The sequence below is a fragment of the Bradyrhizobium sp. USDA 4472 genome (assembly GCF_054058595.1).
Map to the genome: position 1 here is coordinate 4,238,652 of NZ_JBSSAM010000001.1, position 22,042 is coordinate 4,260,693.

The window sequence follows — 22,042 nt, forward strand, 5'->3', positions numbered from 1 at the left end:
TCTGGATGATTATATTGGCCTGATGGTTCAACAGCGCCGCGATCCCGAACAACGACCGTCGCCGGAGGCGCTGCTGGAAGCCGCGCGCCGGGAGGAGAGCGCGAACGGCAAGCTGAAGATCTTCGTCGGCGCCGCCCCCGGTGTCGGCAAGACCTACGAGATGCTGCAAAGCGCCCATGCCAGGCGCAAGGCCGGCATCGATGTCGTGGTCGGCTTTGTCGAGACCCATGGCCGGGCCGAGACTGAGGCGCTGGTTCGCGGGCTTGAGGTGGTCCCGCGCAAGCGGCTCGACTATCGCGGCCAGATCGTGGAGGAAATGGACCTCGATGCCGTGATCGCGCGGCGACCGAAGATCGCGCTGGTGGACGAGCTCGCCCACACCAATGCCGCCGGCAGCCGTCATCCCAAGCGTTATCTCGACGTCGAGGAGCTGCTCTCCCACGGCATCGACGTCTACACCGCCGTCAACATCCAGCACATCGAGAGCCTGAACGACGTCGTCGCCCAGATCACCCATGTGCGGGTCCGGGAGACCGTGCCGGATTCGATCTTCGACCGCGCCGACGCGATCGAGCTGATCGACCTCACGCCCGACGACCTGATCCAGCGCCTGCGTGAAGGCAAGGTCTATGTCCCCAAGCAGGCCGAGCGGGCGCTCGAGCATTACTTCTCGCCGGGCAATCTGACCGCGCTGCGCGAGCTCGCGCTGCGGCGCACGGCCGAGCGGGTCGACGAGCAGCTGCTCACTCACATGCAGGCAAACGCCATCGCCGGTCCCTGGGCCGCGGGCGAGCGCATCCTGGTCTGCGTCAGCGAGGATCCCCGCGCGGCAGGCCTGGTGCGCTACACCAAGCGGCTGGCCGACCGGCTGCATGCACAGTTCACGGCGATCTCGATCGAGACGCGACGCTCGCTCCAGCTCTCGGACCAGGAGCGTGACCGGCTGGCGGACACGCTGCGGCTCGCGGAATCGCTCGGCGGCGAGGCGCTGACCATTCCCGCCGTCGGTCGCCGCATCGCCGACGACGTCATCAATTTCGCGCAAGGCAACAACGTCACCCAGATCGTGATCGGAAAATCGACCCGCTCGCGCTGGTTCGAGATGACGCGCGGGTCTGTCGTGCACGACCTGGTGCGGCGCGCCGGCAATATCAGCGTTCACGTCATTCCCGGCGACGAGCTGACGGACGAGGCGGTGCCGAAGACGGCGGTGCAGACCGCGGCGCGGGCCGAGCCGTTCAATCCGCTGCCCTATCTGAAATCGCTCGGCGTCGTGCTGGTCGGCCTTGGCGCCGCAGAGTTGCTCCAGCCTCGCTTCGGCATCGAGAACGTCGACCTCGTGCTGCTCACGGCCGTGGTTGCGGTCGCAGTGCGCTACGGCCTTTGGCCGTCGCTGCTCGCGAGCCTGGCGGCCTCGCTCGCCTATAATTTTTTCTTCCTGCCGCCGGTCTACACCTTCACCATCACCGATCCGACCAACGTCGCGGCGTTCTTCTTCTTCATGCTGATCGCGATCCTGGTCTCGAACGTCGCCGCACGCGTGCGCACGCAGGCCGACACCGCGATCGGCCGCATCAGGACCACCGAGCAGCTCTATGCCTTCAGCCGCAAGCTTGCCGGCACGGCGACGCTCGATGACGTGCTGTGGGCCTCGGCCTATCAGATCGCGCTGATGCTGAAGGTCCGCGTCGTCCTGTTGCTGCCGGAGGACGGGCTTTTGACCGTGAAGTCAGGCTATCCGCCGGAAGATCAGCTCGACCAGGCCGACCTCGCCGCCGCCAACTGGGCCTGGAGCAATGACCGCTCCGCCGGCCGCGGTTCGGATACGCTGCCGGGCGCCAAGCGCCTGTTCCTGCCGATGCGCACCGGGCGCGGCCCGATCGGCGTCATCGGTATCGACGACGACCGTACTGGCCCTTTGCTGACACCGGACCAGCGCCGGCTGCTGGATGCGCTGGTCGACCAAGGCGCTCTCGCGATCGAGCGCGTGCTGCTGGTCGAGGACATGGATCGCGTCAAACGCACGGTGGAATCCGAACGCCTGCGCTCGGCGCTGCTGACCTCGATCTCACACGATCTGAAGACGCCACTTGCTTCCGTGCTGGGCGCGGCCTCGACCATGCGCGATCTCGCCGGCGCACTGTCCGACACCGAGAAGCGCGATCTGCTCGCGACCGTGATCGACGAGTCCGAGCGCCTCAACCGCTTCATCGCCAATCTGCTCGACATGACCAAGCTCGAATCCGGTGCCATCGTGCCCAACACGGCGCTGCACGATCTCGGCGAGATCGTGGGCAGCGCTCTGCGGCGGGCGTCCAAGATATTGGCCGCGCACAAGGTCGAGCTGGTCCTCGCCGCCGATCTTCCCATGCTCGAGCTCGATGCCGTGCTGTTCGAGCAGGTGCTGTTCAACCTGCTCGACAATGCGGCAAAGTATTCGCCGCCCGAAACCATGATTGCGATCAAGAGCCGGCGCGAGCACGATCAGGTGGTGCTTGAGATCGCCGACGAAGGCGCCGGCATCCCGGCCGACGAGGTCGAGAGCGTGTTCGACAAGTTCTACCGCGTGCAGAAGGGCGACCATGTTCGCCCCGGCACCGGGCTTGGGCTTGCGATCTCCCGCGGCTTCGTCGAGGCGATGCGCGGCACGATCACGGCAGCCAATCGCAGCGATCGCAGCGGTGCGGTTCTCACCATCCGTCTGCCGGTCCCAGCACAGACCCAAGCATTGGATACCGCCGCATGAGCGCTGCCCCGATCAAGGTCCTGGTGATCGACGACGAGCCGCCGATCCGCAAATTGCTGCGGATGGGGCTTTCAACGCAGGGCTACGAGATCCTGGAGGCATCGAACGGCAAGATCGCGCTGGAGAAGCTCGCCGAGGAGCCCGCGCTGATCATCCTCGATCTCGGCCTGCCCGACATTCAAGGCCATGAGTTGCTGCGCACCATCCGTGCCCGCCATGACAGTGTGCCGATAGTCGTGCTGTCGAGCCGCGGCGACGAGGCCGGCAAGGTCCAGGCGCTCGACCTCGGCGCCGATGATTATCTGACCAAGCCATTCGGGATGGACGAGCTTTTGGCGCGCCTGCGCGCCGCGCTGCGGCACCAGCTTCAGGTGCAGGGCGAGCGGCCGGTGTTCCGCACCGGCGATCTCTCGGTCGATCTCGTTCGTCGCATCGTCAAGCTCGGCGAGCGCGAGGTCAAGCTGTCGCCGAAGGAATACGACCTGCTGCGCGTGCTGGTGCAGCACGCCGGCAAGGTGCTGACCCATCGCTTCCTGCTCAAGGAGCTCTGGGACGAACTGACGGATGCGCAATATCTGCGCGTCTATGTTCGCCAACTGCGCCAGAAGATCGAAGCCGATCCGGAGCGGCCGCAATACGTGCTGACCGAGACGGGAATCGGGTACCGGCTGAAGGCGGCGGATTGACGTTCCTATCGGGAGCGATGCTCTATCCACATCGTGATTGTGAGCGCAGCGAGGCAATCCAGGGTCCCTCGTCTGGATTGCCTCGCTGCGCTCGCGATGATGCGGAGCTACCCGGCCTTCCTGTGCCGCGCCGTGGAACGATGCGCCTTCTTCGCAGGACGGTGCCGCCCGGTCGCACGCCGCGGATGCGACTTCGCCGTCGTCTTCTTCGCAGCCCGCCCCTTCAGGCTCTGCTTCAGCGCGTCCATCAGGCTGACGACATTGCTGGGGCGTTGCTCCGGCTCCGGCAGCTCGATCGTCTTGCCGCTCGCCTTGCGCTTCACCAATGACTTCAGGGCGGTCTCGTATTCGTCCTTGAACTCGCTCGGATCGAAATGCGCGGCCTTGGTGTGCAGGATGTGGCCGGCGAGCTCGACCATGTCCTTGGTGATCTTCGGGTTCTTGATGTCGCCAAAAAATTCGTGCTCGTCGCGCAGCTCATATGGGAAGCGCAGTGTGGTGCCGAGCAGGCCCTTGCCGAGCGGTTCGATCGCGATGATGTGCTCGCGGTTCGTCAGCACGATCTTGGCGAGCGCGACGCGATCCTGGTCCTTCATGGCGTCGCGGATCACGGCAAAGGCGTCGATCGCGGCCTTGCCGTCGGGCGCGATGTAATAGGGGTGATTGAGATAGCGCTGGTCGATCTCCTCGCTCGGCACGAAGCTCTCGATGTCGATGGTGTGGTTGCTCTCGATTTGCACCGCCTCGAGCTCCTCCGGCTCGATCTCGACATATTTGCCCTTGGAGAGCTCATAGCCGCGGCCCTTCTGGTCACTCTCCACGACGTCGCCGGTCTCGGAGTCGATCATCTGCTGCTTGAGGCGGTTGCCGGTCTCGCGGTTGATCAGGTGAAACCGCGTCTTCTCGGCCGCCGTCGTGGCCGGATAAAGCACGACCGGGCAGCTGACCAGCGACAGCTTCAACGTCCCCTTCCAATAGGCGCGCGGAGCCATTCCATTCTCCAGTGATTTCAAGGCCTTTCAGGAACTCCAACCGACCTCCGGGGTTTTGGTTCCGGGCGGGACTTTGGCCGTGATAGGCTGAATGCCGAAAGTGAAGCGGGACGGGTCGTGCTGCAAAAACTCTCCACCTATCGAAAGAAGCGTGATTTCGAAAAGACGCCCGAGCCGTCGGGCAAGGCGGCAGTTGCGCCGTCAGAACAGCGGCGTTTCGTGATCCAGAAACATGATGCAACCCGGCTGCACTACGACCTCAGGCTTGAGTTCGACGGCGTCTTCAAGTCCTGGGCGGTGACGAAGGGTCCATCGCTCAATCCGCAGGACAAGCGACTGGCGGTGGAAGTCGAGGACCATCCCCTCGACTATGGCGATTTCGAAGGCACCATTCCGGAAGGACAATATGGCGGCGGCACGGTGATGCTGTGGGACCGCGGCACCTGGGAGTCCGATGATCCCGAAGCCGGCTTCAGGAAGGGCGACCTCAAGTTCACCCTGCATGGCGAAAAGCTGCATGGCAGCTGGGTGCTGGTGCGCATGCGTAACCGCGGCAGCGAGAAACGCACCAACTGGCTCCTGATCAAGCACCGCGACGACTATGCCAGCGAGGACGAGGATATCCTGGCCGAGGACAAGTCCGTGGCCTCCGGGCGCGCCATGGACCAGATCGCCGGGGGCAAGGGGCGGGCGCCCAAGCCGTTCATGCTGGCAAAGGGAACGAAGGGCAAGGCCGATGCGGTCTGGCAATCCAATCGCGCCGAGGAGACCAAGGGGCGCACGCTCAAGCCGGCGCCGCGGGCCGCTTTGAAGAGCGCCAAGACCTCGAATACGAAGGCGACGACCGCGACAACGGCCAAGAAAGTCTCGGAGATGCCGGACTTCGTCGCGCCGCAGCTCTGCACCTCGGTCGAGCGGCCGCCTGCAGCCGATGGCTGGTGCCATGAGATCAAATTCGACGGCTACCGTGTGCAGCTCCGCGTCGAGGACGGAGAGGCGACGCTGAAGACCCGCAAGGGCCTCGACTGGACCGATAAGTTCGCGTCGATCGCGAAGGAGGCGGGCGCGCTGCCGGATGTGCTCATCGACGGCGAGATCGTCGCGCTCGACCACAACGGCGCGCCGAACTTCTCCTCGCTCCAGGCCGCGTTGTCCGACGGCAAGACCGAGAACCTGATTTTCTTCGCCTTCGATCTGCTGTTTGCCGAGGGCCTCGACTATCGCCGTCTGCCGCTCAGCGACCGCAAGGACCGGCTGAAGGAATTGCTGGAGGCGCGCAGGAAGAAGTCGAGCCAGATCCGCTATGTCGAGCATTTCGAGAGCGGCGGCGATGCGGTGCTGCAATCGGCCTGCAAGCTCGAACTCGAAGGCGTGGTGTCGAAGAAGCTCGACGCACCCTACCGTTCGGGCCGCACGGAGAGCTGGACCAAGGCGAAATGCCGCGCGGGCCATGAGGTCGTGATCGGCGGCTACAAGACCACCAACGGAAAATTCCGTTCGCTGATGGCGGGTGTGCATCGTGGCGACCATCTCGCCTTTGTCGGCATGGTCGGGACTGGTTTTGGCGCCGACAAGGTCGCTCGGATCATGCCGTCGCTGAAGGCCGTGGAGGCCAAGGAAAGTCCCTTCGGCGGCAAGAATGCGCCGAAAAAGACCCGCGACGTGCACTGGCTCAAGCCGGAGCTCGTGGCCGAGATCGAATTCGCCGGTTTCACCGCCGACGGCAATATCCGCCAGGCAGCCTTCAAGGGCCTGCGGCAGGACAAGCCGGCCGAGGAGGTCCAGGCGGAGACGCCTGCCGATACCAAGCTGGCAAAGCCCTCCGCCCGGAAGCGCGTCGCGCCGCAGGCTGACAAGTCATCGAAGACGACCGGCACCGCCGAAGTGATGGGCGTCGTTATTTCCAAGCCTGACAAGGAGCTCTGGCCTGACGACGGAGAGGGGGCTCCGGTCACCAAGCTCGACCTTGCGCGCTATCTCGAGGCCGTCGGCGAATGGATGATCGTGCACCTCAAGGGCCGGCCATGCTCGCTGATCCGTGCGCCCGATGGCATCAAAGGAGAGTGCTTCTTCCAGCGCCATGCCATGCAGGGCACGTCGAACCTGCTCGAGCTCGCAAGAGTCTCGGGCGATCGCAAGCCTTACCTGCAGATCGATCGCGTCGAGGGGCTCGCCGCGGTCGCACAGATCGGCGGCGTCGAGCTGCATCCCTGGAATTGTGCACCCGACGCTTATGACACGCCGGGCCGACTGGTGTTCGATCTCGATCCCGCGCCGGACGTCAAGTTTACCGAGGTCGTGGACGCCGCCAAGGAGATGCGCCAGCGGCTGGTCGATGTCGGGATGGAGAGTTTTTGCAAGACCACCGGCGGCAAGGGGCTACACCTGGTGGTTCCGCTGCTTCACGGCGCGCGCGACAAGGTGAGCTGGAAAGAGGCGAAGGCGTTCGCACAAGGCGTCTGCCAGTGGATGGCCGATGACGATCCCGAGCGCTATCTGCTCAACATGTCCAAGAAGCTGCGCAACGGGAAGATCTTCCTCGACTACCTGCGCAATGATCGGATGTCGACGGCGGTGGCGCCGCTATCTCCGCGTGCGCGTGCCGGTGCCACGGTGTCGATGCCATTGACCTGGGCGCAGGTGAAGAGCGATCTCGATCCGAAGCGATATACGGTGCGGACGGTGCCGGGCCTGCTGGCGCGCTCGAAAGCCTGGGAGGGCTATGACGATGCGGCCACCTCGATCAAGGCGGCGATGAAGAAGCTGGCGGGGACGAAATAGGTGCTTTCCAAAAGGTCATCCCGGGCTGCGCCGAGCGCAAACCCGGAATCCAGAGATTTGTGGTGCGAGATTCCGGGTTCACGCTTGTGCGCGCTCCGGAAATGACGGCCTGCCTAGATTCGTCCCATCAGCAGCAGGATCAGCAGAATGATGATGACGAGCCCAAGGCCGCCGCCGCCGTAATAGCCGGTGCCGTAGAACGGGCCGCCGCCGATGCCACTGAAGCCGCCGAGCAGCGCGATGACCAAAATGATCAGAATGATTGTACCGATAGACATGCGAATCTCCTCCAGCCCTTTGTTGAAAGGGTCGTTGCATCTGTCCGATATGCGGGGGGCAACTTGCCGCAGGTTCTAAAGTTCCAGATTTGAAACGCGACGACAGGTTCAACTTGCATGGAACCTTTGACCGTCCGGCCGGCATGACTATGTGAGGATCCGTCACCACAGGGCAGAGGCCATGTCAGCACCACTTGTCGTCTCCATTCCGCATCGTCTCGGCCGCGAGGAGGCGGTGCGCCGGCTCAAGACCGGGCTCGGTCGTGCCGCGGCCAGCATTCCCGTGATGCAGGTCGAGGAGGAGCGCTGGAACGGCGACACCATGAATTTTCGCATCCGCGCGCTCGGGCAGATCGCGAGCGGGCAGGTCGATGTCACCGACGACCATGTCGCGGTGCAGGTCGTGTTGCCGTGGCTGCTGCAGCGCTTTGCCGAGATGGCGCAGGCGACCATCCGCAAGCGCGGGCAGTTGCTGTTGACCAAGGACGACGGGAAGTGAGGGTCAGGCGAGGGCGCGCTGGCGGAGCGATTTGGCCTGGCTTTTGGTGCGGGCTTCGATGATGCCCGCGGGTAGATCGCGAAAAACCTGAGCCACGGGCAATTCGTTGCCGGCAAGGCCCGGCGCCTGGTAACCGCTGATGTCGACAGTAGCGTCGAAGCTGTCAAACGCAGGCCATTCCCGACCTGCTTGCGTGAAGGGCGCGAACTGCCGCCCGACCACGACGATCACCGCATCACGGCCGTGCTGGCGGGCGAAGGCGATGACATGGCCGGCGTGCGCGCCGCGCACCTCCAGCGGCTGGTAGTCGCCTTGCGCGAAGACGTCTGCGCGCGCGTTGCGCAGCTTGAGCAGGTGCCGTGTCCAGGCCAGCTTGAGCTCGCCATCCGGCCAGCTCTTGATCAGTCTATTCCAGTCCGGCGCGTCCAGCGACGTCAATGCCGCGCTGCGCGCGACAAAATCCACGGGGCGGCGATTGTCGGGATCAACCAGCGAGAGGTCCCAATATTCGGTGCCCTGGTAAAAATCGGGAACGCCGGGGAGCGTCGCCTTCAGCGTGAGCTGGCTCAGCGAGTTCAGCGCACCGAGCTGTGCGACGCGGCGGCCAAGCGTCTGCAGCGCATCCAGGAATTCACCTGACAGCGCCGGATCGAGAATCTTCTCGATAAAGCTTTTCACCCCGTTCTCATACGCCTCATGCGGATTGAGCCAGCTCGTCTCCTCCTTGCCCTCGCGCGCCGCCTTGAGCGCATAGGCCTGGATTCGCTCGACGAAGCTCGCATTCGGGCCTTGCAGCGGCCAGGCGCCGAGCAGGGTCTGGTAGAGCATGTATTCGAACGTCGTCGACGGCGCGCGCAGATTGCCGTTGAGGGCAAGGTGCGACGCGTTCAGCACCTTCCAGCGCGCCACCGCGCTGGTCCACTCGCCGGGGATTTCGCTGAGCGCCGCGATGCGCGCACGCGCATCCTCGCCGCGCTTGGTGTCGTGGGTCGCGGTCGCCGTCATCCCTTGCGGCCATTCCTTGGCGCGGGCGCGCATCGCTGCGTGGAAGGCGGGAATTGCGAGGCCTTTGCTGGCAGGATCGCCGCCGACCTCGTTCAGCGCCAGCAGCCGGTGGAATTGGTAGAATGCGGTGTCCTCCAGCGACTTCGCCATGACGGGCCCGGTGAACTGCTGCACCTTCAGCGCAAAGCGGCGCACGCGGGGAGCGCTGTGTGGCGGGCGGCCGGGCTTGAGCAGGTCCATGGTCAGGGCATCATGCAGGAACTCGAAGATGCCTTCATCGGCGGCGAACCACTCCGCGCGGGCGCGTTCGATGGTGTCATCGATCAGCTTTCGGTCGAGCACCGTCGGGCCGCTGTGCGTCAGATAAGTGCGGTAAACCGGAAAATGCAGCACGTACAATTCGAGTGCCTGCCGCAAACTGTCGGCGGAGAAGTCGCGGGTCGAATAATGGCCGTTGGCGATGCGTGCGAGCAGGCGCGTCAGCACGGTGAATTCGCTGGTGAGCAGCGTCTCCAGCACGCGCCGCTTGGCCTCCTTGACGTAGGGTCCGAGCTGCGGCGAGCGGTTGCTGATCTGCCGCCAGGTCTCGTCCAGCGCCTCCAGCCCCTTCGCATCCACCAGCACCTGGGTGATGGCATTCATCCACTCGTATCCGGTGGTGCCCTGGACGCCGGCGAAGTGCGGCAGTTTTTCGTGCTCGCACAGGATTTTTTCGATCACCGTGTAGAATGGCTTGGTGTTGCCTTGCGCATCGCGCACCAGCCGGCGCAATCGTTGGCAATATTGAGCGGGGTCGCGCAGGCCATCGATGTGATCGAGGCGGATGCCCTGCAGCTTTCCCTCGGCGACGAGCTGCTTCACCAGCCGGTGCGTGGCGGCAAACGTGCTCGCGTCCTCGACGCGCAGGCCTGCGAGCCCGTTGACGTCGAAGAAGCGGCGATAGTTGATGTCGCTCGAGGCGAGCCGCCAATGGCCGAGCTTGTAATGCTGCCGCTCGAGCAGATGATGAAGCGCCAGCGTTTGCGCCGGGCGGTCCTTGGCCGCACGATATGCCGCTAGGCCGTGGGTGATGATGTCGGCGCTGCCAGCGATCTCCTTCAGTTCCGCCTTGAAGGCGGGCGCTTCCTTGCGGTTGGGACGGCGCAAGCCCGTGTAGTGTGCGGCGAGCGAGAGCAGGCGTTTGCCGGCGACCGTATCGGCAGCGTCCGCTTCCTTCACGATCATCCGCAAGATCTCGCCATAGCGCTCCGGCGCGATCGGCAGGCGGTGCTCGAAATACCAGGCGGAAAGGCTGCCCTCATCGGGATCGTAGCGTAGCTCGATCTCGCCGCGCTCGAGTGCCTCGCCGTAAGACGAGCCGAGGATCGGCAGCAGCACGCCGCCGCGGGCACGGAAGGCCAGCTGATCCCAATCGATATCGAATGAGGCCGCGTGGGGCGAGGCCTGGCCCCATTCCAGCACGTCGAGCCACCAAGGATTGTCTGCAAAGTGCACGCCGACATGGTTCGGCACGAAATCGATGATGAGGCCGAGGTCGTGCTGGGCCAGCGCCTCGCTCAGCCGTGCAAAGCCGGCCTCGCCGCCGAGCTCGGGATTGAACTGGCTGTGATCGACCGTGTCGTAGCCGTGAGTCGAGCCCTTGCGGGCCTTCATCAACGGCGAGGCATAGAGGTGTGTGATCCCCAGCGCCTTCAGGTAAGGCACCACCGCGGCGGCCTTGTCGAAGTCGAAGTCCGCAGTCAGCTGGAGCCGGTAAGTTGCGAGCGGAATCGCCGAAGGCATATCAACCTCCGAGATGCCAGACCACCGACCAGGGCGGAAGCCGGTCACCGGTCGCGCCGCCCCAGATCGGCGTGCCAGCATTGTCGTTGGAAAGCGCGATAGCCTTGTCCGACAGATTTGCGGTGAGCCGCAGCGTCGTGCCATCGCCCATGCGCCAATGCGCGGTGAGGAGGCCGCTGTCTGCTGCCTCGGCAGCACCGAAGCTTGCCCCGTTCAGCCGCGGCATGATTTCCTTGCGGCGAACTGCGAGCAGGTCGCGCACGCGCGCGAGCCGCGCGTCCTGGTCCGGGGTGTGGCCGGTCCAATCAAGCACGGCCGATTGCGCTGTGGCCGGATCGAGCGGGTCGGGCACTTCCTCGCCGTATTTCTCATAGGCCCAGGCATATTCCTTCTTGCGCCCCTTGCGCACGGCGTCCGCGAGGCCGCCCTGAAAATCGCAGAAAAACGGGAAGGGCACCTTCGAGCCCCATTCCTCGCCCTGAAACAGCATCGGCACCATCGGTGCGAGCAGCGTCACCGCGAGCGCGGCGTCGATTTGCTCGGGCGAGGCCAGGCTCTCCAGCCGGTCGCCGAACGGGCGGTTGCCGATCTGGTCGTGGTTTTGCAGGAAATTGACGAAGGTTGCCGGCGGCAGATCGCCGCTCGGCTCGCCGCGCGGCTTCTTCCCCCAGAATTCCGAGATCTCGCCCTGATAGACGAAGCCGGACGCGAGCGTGCGCGCCAGATCCATGCGCGGCGTCTGGTAGTCGGCATAGTAGCCGTTGTGCTCGCCGGTCAGCATGACGTGCCAAACGTGGTGATAGTCGTCGTTCCACTGCGCGCGATATTTACCGTTTGGCGGCTCCTGCGCGGCATCGAGCAGGCTGGCGCGGTTGTCGCCATTCTCCAGCACGAGATGGATGTGGCGGCCGGTGGCCTTGGCGAGCTCGCCGGCGGCGACGCTGAGGTCCTGCAGCATCGACGACTGCTCGCCGGGGACCGCCATGATGTGGTTCGCGGCATCGAGCCTTAAGCCGTCAAAGCGATAATCGGTGAGCCAGGAGAGTGCATTCTCGACGGCAAAGGCCCGCACCTGCGGCACGCGGTAGTCGATGATGCTGCCCCAGGGCGTGTGTGCGTCGGTGAAGAAATCGGGCGCATAGCGGCCGAGATAATTCCCCTCGGGGCCGAAATGATTATAGACGACGTCGAGGAAGACCATCAGCCCGCGCTGATGCGCCTCGTCGATCAGCGTCTTCAGCTCCTCGGGGCGGCCATAGGCGCTGTCGGGCGCGTACCAGAGCACTCCGTCATAGCCCCAGCCGCGACGCCCGGCGAAGTCGGCGAGCGGCATCAGCTCCAGCGCCGTGATGCCGGTCCTCACGAGATGATCGAGCTTGTCGATCATGGCGCGATAGGTGCCATCGCGCGTGAAGGTGCCGACATGGGCCTCGATCAGCACCGTCTCTTCCCAGGGGCGACCGCGCCAATCCTTGGCGCGCCACGCAAAGGCGTCGTGGTCGATCACCTCGCTCGGGCCGGAGACGTCCTCGGGCTGGAAGGCGGAGGCCGGATCCGGCACATCGATCTCGTCGTCGATCCTGAACTTGTAGGAGCTGCCAGCAGGAAGGCCCGCAATCTCAGCGACATACCAGCCATCCTGCCGGCGCTGCATGGCATGTCGCCCCTCGAGCAGCAGATCGACGCGACGCGCGCCGGGCGCCCACAAACGGAACGACACGCCGTCGTTGGTCGGCTTCGCCCCGAAGGATGGTCTCATAGCGCCCCCGTAAAGGCGAGCACGGAACGCGGCGGCGCCTTGCTGTCGCTCCCGGGCAGGAAGTCAGTGCTGTTCAGCTTGGCATCGGTCGTGTTCAGGATTTGCTGCCAGCTCTTGTATTCGGGCATCTTTGGCAATTTGAATGCGATCTCTTCGGGGGCGGCGTTCAGTACGATAAAGATCGCCGCGCTGCCCGGTTCCACGGGGCCCACCACATAAGAGAGGAAGCGCCCGTCCGGGAAGGTCCAGTCGCTTTCCGTCATCTCGTTGCCTTCAGGCGTCAGCCATAAAGCACCATAGGAGATGCCATCCTTCGGCCGACCGTCGAGCCAGCGATGGCTGCGGAGCTGGGAGAAACGGTTGCGGATGCCGGTCAGATGGGAGACGAAGTCGATCATGTCGTCGCCGTCCTTGCCGAGATTGTCCCAGCCGACCCAGCCGATCTCGTTGTCCTGACAATAGGCATTGTTGTTGCCGGATTGCGTGTTGCCGACCTCGTCGCCGGCGAGGATCAGCGGGATGCCCTGCGCCAGCATCAGGCAGGCCAGCACGTTCTTGCGCAGCTGCCGCCGCAGCGCGAGGATGGCGGGATCGTCGGTCGGGCCCTCGACGCCGCAATTGTTGCTGTGGTTGTCGTTGGAGCCGTCGCGATTGTCCTCGCCATTGGCCTCGTTGTGCTTCTCATTGTAGCTGAAGAGGTCGGCGAGGGTGAAACCGTCGTGCACGGTGATGTGGTTGATGCTGGCGCGGGGCCGCCGACCGTCATGGTTGAACAGGTCGGAGGACGCCGTCATGCGGCTGGAGATATCGCCGATCAGGCTGCCTTCGCCGCTCCAGTAGCGGCGCATCGCGCTGCGATAGCGATCATTCCATTCCGACCATTGCGATGGGAATGCGCCGACCTGATAGCCGCCGAGGCCCAGGTCCCACGGTTCTGCGACGAGCTTGACGGTGGCGAGCACCGGGTCCTGCCGGATCGCAGTCAGGAACGAGATGCCGCGATCATATCCGTTGGGCCCGCGCGCAAGCGTGGTTGCGAGGTCGAAGCGGAAGCCGTCGACGTGGCAGACCTCGACCCAGTAGCGTAGCGAATCCATCACCATCTGCAGCACGCGCGGATGGGTGAGGTTCACGGACGACCCGCAGCCGGTGAAGTCGTCGTAGTAGCGCGGGTTCTCGCGGCTCAGCCAGTAATAGGAGGCGTTGTCGATGCCACGATAGCACAGCGTCGGCCCGAGGTGATTGCCCTCGGCGGTGTGGTTGTAGACGACGTCGAGCATGACCTCGATGCCGGCATCGTGGAGCCGCGCCACCGTGGTGCGGAAGGAATCGAGCGCGTTGTCCTGGGCGTAGCGCTGCTCCGGCGCGAAGAAGGACAACGTGTTGTAGCCCCAGTAATTGGCGAGCTTCTTCTCGACCAGGATGCGATCGTCGACGAAGCTGTGGATGGGCAGCAGCTCGATCGTGGTGACGCCGAGCTTCTTCAGGTGCTCGATCATCGCCGGCGACGACAGCCCGCCATAGGTGCCGCGTAGATTCGGCGGCACGTCGTCGCGCTTCTGCGTCAGGCCCTTGACGTGGGCTTCGTAGATGATCGTGTCTTCCCAGGCGACGTGGGGCCGGATCTCGCGCCGGCCCCAGTTGAATGTCTCGTCGACCACGACCGCCTTGGGCATGCCGCGCGCATTGTCGCGGCGGTCGAACGACAGGTCCTCCCGCGCCGAGCCGGTGCGATAGGCGAAATGCGCATCGCTCCAGACCAGGCGTCCGGCGAGCCGCTTGGCGTAGGGGTCGAGCAGCAGCTTGTTGGCATTGAAGCGGTGGCCGTGCTCTGGCTCGTAGGGGCCGTGCACGCGGTAGCCGTAGAGCTGTCCCGGCGAGACGTCGTTGAGATAGCCATGCCAGACGTCCTCGGTTCTTTCAGGCAGCTCGATGCGTTCGAGCTCACGGCGCCCCTGCGCATCGAACAGGCAGAGCTCGACCTTCTGCGCATTGGCGGAGAACAACGCGAAATTGGTGCCGCGTCCGTCCCAGCTTGCGCCGAGGCGTGCGGGCGATCCAGCAGTCAGGCGCATCGGTCAGCCTTCCGGAACGAGGAAGATCGCGGCGAGCGGCGGAATGGTGAGGCGAAGCTCGGGTGCCTTGCCTTCGAGGGTTTGCACCTCGCCGACGTTCCCGACATTGGTTCCGCCGTAATGGGCGGAGTCCGAATTGAACACTTCCTTCCACTTGCCGGCGAAGGGTACCGGAACGCGATAGTTGCGATAAACGTTGGGCGAGAAGTTCGTGACCACGAGACATCGCGCGTGCTCGTCAAAGCCCTTGCGCAGCCAGGCAAAGACGTTGCGGTTGGCATCATCGGTGATCAGCCATTCGAAGCCGGCATGGTCGCAATCCATCTGGTGCAGCGCCGGCACCGCGCGGTAGAGCCGGTTGAGGTCGCGGATCAGGGATTGGATGCCGGAATGGTACTTGTATTCGAGCAGGTGCCAGTCGAGTGACTGGTCGTGATTCCACTCCCGGCTCTGAGCGATCTCGCCGCCCATGAAAAGCAGCTTCTTGCCGGGATGACCGAACATGAAGCTGTAATAGGCGCGCAAATTGGCAAAGCGCTGCCATTCGTCGCCGGGCATGCGGCCGAGCAGCGAGCGTTTGCCGTGCACGACCTCGTCATGCGACAGCGGCAAGATGAAGTTTTCGGAGAACGCGTAGTGCAGGCCGAACAGGATGTCGCCGTGATGATGCTTGCGGTGGATGGGATCCTTGCTGATGTAGTTCAGCGTGTCGTGCATCCAGCCCATGTTCCACTTGTAGCCGAAGCCGAGCCCGCCGAATTCGACCGGGCGCGAGACCTGCGGCCACGCCGTGGATTCTTCCGCCGCCGTGGTCGCCTGCGGAAAGCGTGCGAACAGCTCGGTGTTGAAGCGGCGCAGGAAGTTGATCGCCTCGATGTTCTCGCGGCCGCCATACTGGTTCGGAATCCAGGCACCGGGCGGCCGACTGTAGTCGAGATAGAGCATGGACGCGACCGCATCGACGCGCAGGCCGTCGATGGCGTAGCGCTCCAGCCAGAACAGCGCATTCGACACCAGGAAATTCGTCACTTCGGTCCGGCCGTAATTGTAGATCAGCGTGCCCCAGTCGAGGTGGCGGCCCTGCAGGGGATTGGCGTGCTCGTAGAGCGACGTGCCGTCGAAGCTGCCGAGCCCATGCGGATCGTCAGGGAAGTGACCCGGCACCCAGTCGAGCAGCACGCCGATGCCCTCGCGGTGGCAGGCATCGATCAGCGCGGCGAAATCCTCCGGCTTGCCGAAGCGGCTGGTCGGCGCATACAGGCCGGTCGGTTGATAGCCCCAGGAGCCGTCGAACGGATGCTCGCTCACGGGCAGGAATTCGAGGTGGGTAAAGCCCATGTCGCGGGCATAGGCCGGGAGCTGCTCGGCGAGCTCGCGATAGGTCAGCCATTCATTGCCGTCCTTGCGCCGCCATGAGCCGAGATGAACCTCGTAGATCGACATCGGCGCCGACAGCGCATTGATGCCGTCAGGCGCCGGGCGCGGCCGCGGCAAATGCGCCTCGTCGAACACGATGGAAGCCGTCTTCGGCCGCAGCTCGCTCGCGAATGCCATGGGATCGGATTTCAGCGGCAGCAGATGGCCGTGCGGGCCGATGATCTCGAACTTGTAGTGATCGCCGGGCTTGGCGTGCGGAATGAACAATTCCCAATAACCGGCGCCGCGCACCCGCATCGGATGGCGCCGGCCGTCCCAGAAGTTGAAATCGCCGACCACCGACACGCGCCGCGCGTTCGGCGCCAGCACGACGAAGCCGATGCCGTCGATGCCCTGCAGCCGCATCGGATGCGCGCCGAGCTTGTCGTAAAGGCGCTGGTGCGTGCCTTCGCCGAGCAAATAGAGGTCGAAATCGCTCAGGATCGGCGGAAAGCGGTAGGCGTCCTCGAATTCGACGACGTTGTCGCCGAACTTGGCGCGGAGCTGGTAGTGCTTGGAGCCATTGGGCAGGGGGCCGATGAACAGACCGGAAGCGTGGACGCGATCGAGCTTTGCGACCTCGCCGTGCTCGCCGACCGCTTCGACATTGGAAGCATCGGGCAGGAAGGCCCGCACCACGCTCTTGTCGCCCTCCGGATGCAGCCCGAGATAGTGGAAGGGGTCGGAATGGCGGCCCTCGATGATCGCGTAGGCCTCGGCTGGCAGTTTAGGCATGGGCTTCGCTCTCATTGGACAAAATGCGAAGCAGCCCGGTCAGCGCCCCATTGAGCCCCTCCGGCCGGTGGGACAGCTCGTACTCTACTTCGTCGAACGCTTGATCAAGCAGGAAATACCTTAACATGTTTTCCGCAGCGTGCCTCTGTTGCGGCCAGATCCGGCGATCGGTCATGGCCTCGCGGTAGGCGGTCAAGAAGGTCGAGGTGGCATGTTCGCGCCATTCGCGGAGCGCGGCGGCAAGCCGGCCCTGTTCGTCACTGGCACCCGACAGGGCGCGGTGAAGCGCCGCGTTAACCGAAAGATCAATCGAGCGGACCAGGCCGGCGACGTCGCGCGCGGCAGGCAGCTTGCGGCGCCTGTCGGCCAACGTAACATGCGGATCGCCGTCGAAATCGATGATGAAGATGTCGTCCTTCACAATCAGAGTTTGCCCGAGCCGGAAGTCGCCATGATGACGGATGTTCAACCCGCCGATGCCGGATGGCAAGAGCGCGTTGATATGGTTCGGCACGGTCGCGCGCACCGCCACCAGCCGGTCGATCAGGGGCCGGTCGCCCTCGCGCAGGCCGTCCCTGATGTCGGCAAGGCGCTCGAACACCCGCTCGGCGCGTCCCTTGAGCTCGGATGTCCAACGCTTGACATCCGCAGGGCCGATCGTTTCGGGGGCGAGGTCGGTCGTCTTGGCGGCCGCGAGCGCCATGTGCAGTTCGGCGAGACGCCGGCCGATCTGCGCCATGAAGTGCAGATAGGGCGCCTGCTCCTGGGTCACCCGGGGCATCTCGCCCACCGGCCCTAACCGCTGCTCATCGATGTAGCGGTCCAGATAGCCCGTCGTCACTGCCCAGCCGTCGCCCTGGTTCTCGACATAGGCATGCAGAACGCCGATCGCGCTGTGGGTATCGCCTTCGACCAGCTCGACGCTGCCGAGCAGCGCCGGCGCGTTGGCAAAGCGGGCAACTTCAGTGAGGTAGTGACCGATCTCGATCTCGGGATTGATGCCGCTCTCGAGCCGGCGATGGATCTTGGCCACATACTGATTGTCGACCAGCGCCGTGCTGTTCGACTGCTCGACGGCGCGGATGCGGGCGGGCTCCTTGATGGTGTATTCGGCGAACCGGCTGGTGGCCTTGAATTCGAGCCGCAGATTGTTCTCGTCCACGACCAGGTTCTGCGACAAGCCTCGCAGGAACAGGCCAATGAAGATCTGGTCGGTCGCGACGTCGAGCAGCGTGCCTTCGCGCGCACCCTGGCGCACGGCGGCGAGCGCCTTCGGGTTGAAGCGCTCGCGGTCGAACCGTACCCACTCGATCTGCATCGGTAGCACATAACGCGCCGTGATGTCGGCCTGCGCCGTCTCGAAGAACGCGATCCAGGGCCTGTTGTCGCCGATGTCGCTGAACGGCACCGCCGAGGTCAGCGTTGCCTTGATGTGCTTGGGATTGTGCTCGGGATACCAGCGTGTCCGCGACAGGAAACCCGGCAGAACGTCACGCTCGAACACGCCGCGCTCGCGGGCGAGCGAAACCCAGTTCGAGTTGACGGGGACCACCAGCGTCTCGAATTCCGGCACCGCCCGCGGCACGACCGGCTCGGACTTGTCACGCTCCTGGAGCTGGAACCAGTAGAAGCCGTAGGGTCCCAGCGTGATCATGTATGGCACCTCCCCGATCGCGGGGAAGCGGGTGCGGCCGAGCATCTCCTGAGGGATGCGATCTTTCCACGGCGACAGGTCGAGCTCGGTGGCTTGCGCCGCGCGCGACAGATTGGCGACGCAGAGGATCACCTCGTCGCCATATTGCCGGACATAGGCCAGCACGGCGCGGTTGGCCGGGCGGATGAAGGTCATGGTGCCGCGGCCGAAGGCGAGCGTCGACTTGCGCACGGAAATCAGCCGCTTGGTGGCGCTGAGCAGCGACGACAGGCTGCGCGACTGCGCCTCCACGTTGACCGAATCGTAGCCGTAGACCGGATCCATGATCGGCGGCGCATAGAGGCGGGCCGGATCGGCGCGGGAGAATCCGCCGTTGCGGTCGGGGCTCCACTGCATCGGCGTGCGCACGCCGTTGCGGTCGCCGAGATAGATGTTGTCGCCCATCCCGATCTCGTCGCCGTAATAGATGATCGGCGTGCCGGGAAATGACAGCAGCAGCGAATTCATCAGCTCGATCTTGCGGCGGTCGTTGTCCATCAGCGGCGCAAGCCGCCGGCGAATGCCGACATTGATGCGGGCGCGGGGATCGTTGGCGTAGGTGGTCCAGAGATAATCGCGCTCGACGTCGGTGACCATCTCCAGCGTCAGCTCGTCATGGTTGCGCAGGAACAGCGCCCACTGGCAGCTCGCGGGAATGTCCGGCGTCTGGCGCAGGATGTCGGTGATCGGGAAGCGGTCCTCCTGCGCGATCGCCATGTAGATGCGCGGCATCAGCGGGAAGTGGTAGGCCATCTGGCATTCGTCGCCGCGGCCGAAATATTCCTGCACGTCTTCGGGCCATTGATTGGCCTCGGCCAGCAACAGCTTGCCCTTGGAATAGGCGTCGAGTTCCTGGCGCAGGCGCTTGATGATCGCATGCGTCTCGGGCAGGTTCTCGTTGGAGGTGCCCTCGCGCTCGCAGAGATAGGGAATGGCGTCCAGGCGGAAGCCGTCGACGCCGGCGTCGAGCCAGCGCTTCATCACCTGGATGATTGCGCTGACGACGCGAGGATTGTCGAAATTGAGATCGGGCTGGTGCGAGAAGAAGCGGTGCCAGTAGAACGCGCCGGCCTCGGGATCCCAGGTCCAGTTCGACTTTTCGGTGTCGGTGAAGATGATCCGCGTGCCCTGGTATTTCTGGTCGGTGTCGCTCCAGACGTACCAGTTGCGGGCGCTCGAGCCTGCGGGGCTGCGGCGCGCGCGCTTGAACCAGTTATGCTGGTCGGAGGTGTGGTTGATGACGAGCTCGGTGATGACGCGCAGGCCGCGCTTCTGCGCTTCCTGGATGAAGCGCTTGAAATCCTTCATCGTCCCGAAATCGGGATTGATGGAGCCGTAGTCGCCGATGTCGTAGCCGTCGTCGCGGCCGGGCGAGGGGTAGAATGGCAGCAGCCACAGCGCGGTCACGCCGAGGTCCTGCAGATAGGGCAGCTTCTCGGTCAGCCCGACGAAATCGCCGATGCCGTCATTGTTGCTGTCGGCAAAGGCCTTGACGTGGAGCTGGTAGATGATCGCATCCTTGTACCACAGCTCATCCACGACCTCGGCGGCCTCGGCTTTCTGGGTGTCGACGGAAGACAGTACATTCATGGCGTGATCCTTACGCCAGGCAGCGGAATAGCAGTGCCGGATCGCAGTCGGGATCGATACGCAACCTGATCCCGCCCCATTCGATGCGGGACTGTTCGCCTGTCATGAGATTTTCGAGTGCGGAGATGCGGCGGCGTTCGCCGCCGACGTCGATGGTGAGCTCGCCGAGCGACAACCAGACTTCGCGCACGGGGCGCGAGAGGGCGATGGCCACGACGACGATGTTGGCCGGCTCGGTCGCTTCCTTCACGAAAGCGATCGTCTCGCCGTCCTCGATGCCAAGGAAGCGCAGATCAGTGGTCTGCTGGAGCGCGGCGTTGTCGTGACGGATGCGGTTGAGCGCGGTGATGTAGGCCTTGATGTTGCCGGGCTTGTCCCAGTCGCGCTGGCGGATCTGGTACTTTTCGGAATCCTGATATTCTTCATGGCCGGGGATGGCCGCGTGCTCGAGCAGCTCGAAGCCGCTGTACAGGCCATAATTGCCCGACAGCGTGGCCGCCAGCGCGACGCGCGACTTGAACATCCAGGCTTCGCCGCCTTGGAGATGGTAGGGCAGCAAATCCGGCGTGTTGACGAACAGGTTCGGCCGAATGAAGTCCCGTTCCGGATATCGCGTCAGTTCGCCGAGATATTGCTCGAGCTCCCATTTCCCGGTGCGCCAGGGGAAATAGCTGAAAGACTGCGCGAAGCCGAGCTTGGCGAGGCCCCTCATCAGCTTCGGCCGCGCAAACGTCTTCGAGAACAGGATCACCTCGGGATGGCGCGAGCGAATGTCGCGGATCAGCCACTCCCAGAACGGTAGTGGCGCGGTGTCGTGATTATCGATCGCGAAGATGGTCACGCCGTGGTCGATCCAGAACAGCATGGCGTCGCGAAATGCGTTCCACAATCCAACCCGGTCGACGGAGGCGAAATCGGGGATGACGATATCCGAATAAGCACCGTCCGCCGTCCGCACCGAGCGGTCCGGCCGCCATTTGAACCATTCCGGATGCTGCGTCAGCCAGGGATGATCCGGTGAGCATTGCACGGCGAAATCGAGCGCGATTTCGAGGCCATATTCCAGACAGGTCGCGACCAGCGCGCGGAAATCCTCGATGGTGCCGAGTTCTGGATGTAGCGCATCATGGCCGCCCTCGGCCGCGCCGATCGCGTAGGGCGAGCCGGGCTCGCCGTCGCTCGCGACCGGTGAATTGTTGCGACCCTTGCGCCGGGTTTTGCCGATCGGGTGGACAGGCGTGAAATAGAGCACGTCAAAGCCCATCGCCGCGATGTCGGGCACCCGCGCGATGCAGTCGCGCAGCGTGCCGTGCTGGCCGGCGACCGCGCTCTGACTTCGTGGCATCATCTGATACCAGGCGCCGAAGCGCGCTCTGTCACGGTCGACGACAAGCGGGAAGTTCGGCGATCGCGTGAGGTCGGGCCGCGCCTGGCTTTCCGCCATGGCCTCGCCAAGTTCGGTGGCGAGCAGCGGCGTGACATCGCCGCTGCCGAGATAGTCCTCGCATTGCCTGAGGATGACAGCCGCCGCGTCCTGCCGCGCTCCTTGCGCCTTGGTCAGGAGGCCGGCGCCTTCGATCGCATCGAGCGTGATGTCGCTGCCTGACAACTGCTTGCGCTCGACGCCGTGCCGCCAGGTGGCGAATTCGTCGGTCCAGGCTTCGATGGCATAGACATAGAGGCCGGGCTCGGGCGGAACAAATGCGCCGGACCAGCGGTCATCGCCATGATGGATCATGCTCTCTCGCCGCCATTCTCGCTCCTGCTCGCCGCGCCAGATCAACGCGGCGCTGATCGTGGCGTCGCCGTGGCGATAGATGTCGGCCCACACCTCGACCCGATCGCCCGCGATCCGCTTCACGGCGAAGCGGCCGCCGTCGATCAGGGGATAGACGTCTTCGATCAGGAAAGCGCTGCCGGCCGCGGCACTCTCGACAGTTTGAATTGTCTTGTTCACGGTGATGCCATTGACAAGAAAGCAGGAGCCCGTTTCCCTTGCCGGGGA

At 64.3% G+C, this 22,042-nt stretch carries 12 protein-coding genes; 4 read left to right on the forward strand and 8 right to left on the reverse strand.

Annotated elements, in window-relative coordinates; all coding sequences use genetic code 11:
• Positions 1 to 22 precede the first annotated feature (22 nt).
• Positions 23 to 2,746, forward strand: a complete 2,724-nt coding sequence (locus ACVWZ4_RS19660) for a DUF4118 domain-containing protein (protein ID WP_456699195.1) — start codon at positions 23 to 25, stop codon at positions 2,744 to 2,746.
• The gene (locus ACVWZ4_RS19665; RefSeq protein WP_456699194.1) at positions 2,743 to 3,432 is read left to right on the forward strand and encodes a response regulator; all 690 of its coding nucleotides are present in this window, start codon (positions 2,743 to 2,745) and stop codon (positions 3,430 to 3,432) included. Before ACVWZ4_RS19660 ends, ACVWZ4_RS19665 begins: the two co-directional genes overlap by 4 nt.
• A 107-nt stretch (positions 3,433 to 3,539) precedes the next feature.
• On the opposite strand, the gene ku is transcribed toward ACVWZ4_RS19665, so the two are convergent.
• Complete coding sequence (gene ku / locus ACVWZ4_RS19670) at positions 3,540 to 4,424, reverse strand: non-homologous end joining protein Ku (protein WP_456699193.1); 885 nt, start codon at positions 4,422 to 4,424, stop codon at positions 3,540 to 3,542.
• A 117-nt stretch (positions 4,425 to 4,541) separates the two neighbouring features.
• Here ku and ligD point away from each other — a divergent pair, with 117 nt between their 5' ends.
• Entirely contained in the window at positions 4,542 to 7,205 is a 2,664-nt protein-coding gene (gene ligD, locus ACVWZ4_RS19675; RefSeq protein ID WP_456740993.1) for a DNA ligase D, read from the forward strand.
• Positions 7,206 to 7,318: 113 nt separating this feature from the next.
• Here ligD and ACVWZ4_RS19680 read toward each other — a convergent pair whose 3' ends face one another.
• Complete coding sequence (locus tag ACVWZ4_RS19680; protein ID WP_084298933.1) at positions 7,319 to 7,483, reverse strand: DUF3309 family protein; 165 nt, start codon at positions 7,481 to 7,483, stop codon at positions 7,319 to 7,321.
• Between the two features lie 181 nt (positions 7,484 to 7,664).
• On the opposite strand from ACVWZ4_RS19680, the gene ACVWZ4_RS19685 reads away from it, so the two are divergent.
• Entirely contained in the window at positions 7,665 to 7,982 is a 318-nt protein-coding gene (locus ACVWZ4_RS19685; RefSeq protein ID WP_092237566.1) for a polyhydroxyalkanoic acid system family protein, read from the forward strand.
• Between the two features lie 3 nt (positions 7,983 to 7,985).
• Here the strand turns inward: ACVWZ4_RS19685 and treY are convergent, their stop codons facing one another.
• The 6 genes from treY to ACVWZ4_RS19715 are packed head-to-tail and all read right to left on the reverse strand — an operon-like array spanning position 7,986 to position 21,994.
• Positions 7,986 to 10,769, reverse strand: a complete 2,784-nt coding sequence (gene treY / locus ACVWZ4_RS19690; RefSeq protein ID WP_456740994.1) for a malto-oligosyltrehalose synthase — start codon at positions 10,767 to 10,769, stop codon at positions 7,986 to 7,988.
• Position 10,770: 1 nt separating this feature from the next.
• Positions 10,771 to 12,528 carry a malto-oligosyltrehalose trehalohydrolase gene (treZ, locus tag ACVWZ4_RS19695; RefSeq protein ID WP_456736092.1) on the reverse strand — a complete coding sequence of 586 codons (1,758 nt, stop codon included), beginning with the start codon at positions 12,526 to 12,528 and terminating at the stop codon, positions 10,771 to 10,773.
• Positions 12,525 to 14,603 carry a glycogen debranching protein GlgX gene (gene glgX, locus ACVWZ4_RS19700; RefSeq protein ID WP_456699189.1) on the reverse strand — a complete coding sequence of 693 codons (2,079 nt, stop codon included), beginning with the start codon at positions 14,601 to 14,603 and terminating at the stop codon, positions 12,525 to 12,527. The genes treZ and glgX overlap by 4 nt, the downstream gene beginning before the upstream one ends.
• Before the next feature lie 3 nt (positions 14,604 to 14,606).
• Positions 14,607 to 16,754, reverse strand: coding sequence for a 1,4-alpha-glucan branching protein GlgB (glgB, locus tag ACVWZ4_RS19705; protein WP_456699188.1), 2,148 nt, complete (start codon positions 16,752 to 16,754; stop codon positions 14,607 to 14,609).
• Positions 16,747 to 20,037 (reverse strand): maltose alpha-D-glucosyltransferase, encoded by a 3,291-nt coding sequence (gene treS / locus ACVWZ4_RS19710; protein ID WP_456740995.1) that lies wholly within the window; start codon positions 20,035 to 20,037, stop codon positions 16,747 to 16,749. Before treS ends, glgB begins: the two co-directional genes overlap by 8 nt.
• Before the next feature lie 10 nt (positions 20,038 to 20,047).
• Entirely contained in the window at positions 20,048 to 21,994 is a 1,947-nt protein-coding gene (locus ACVWZ4_RS19715; protein WP_456740996.1) for a maltotransferase domain-containing protein, read from the reverse strand.
• Between the last annotated feature and the right edge of the window lie 48 nt (positions 21,995 to 22,042).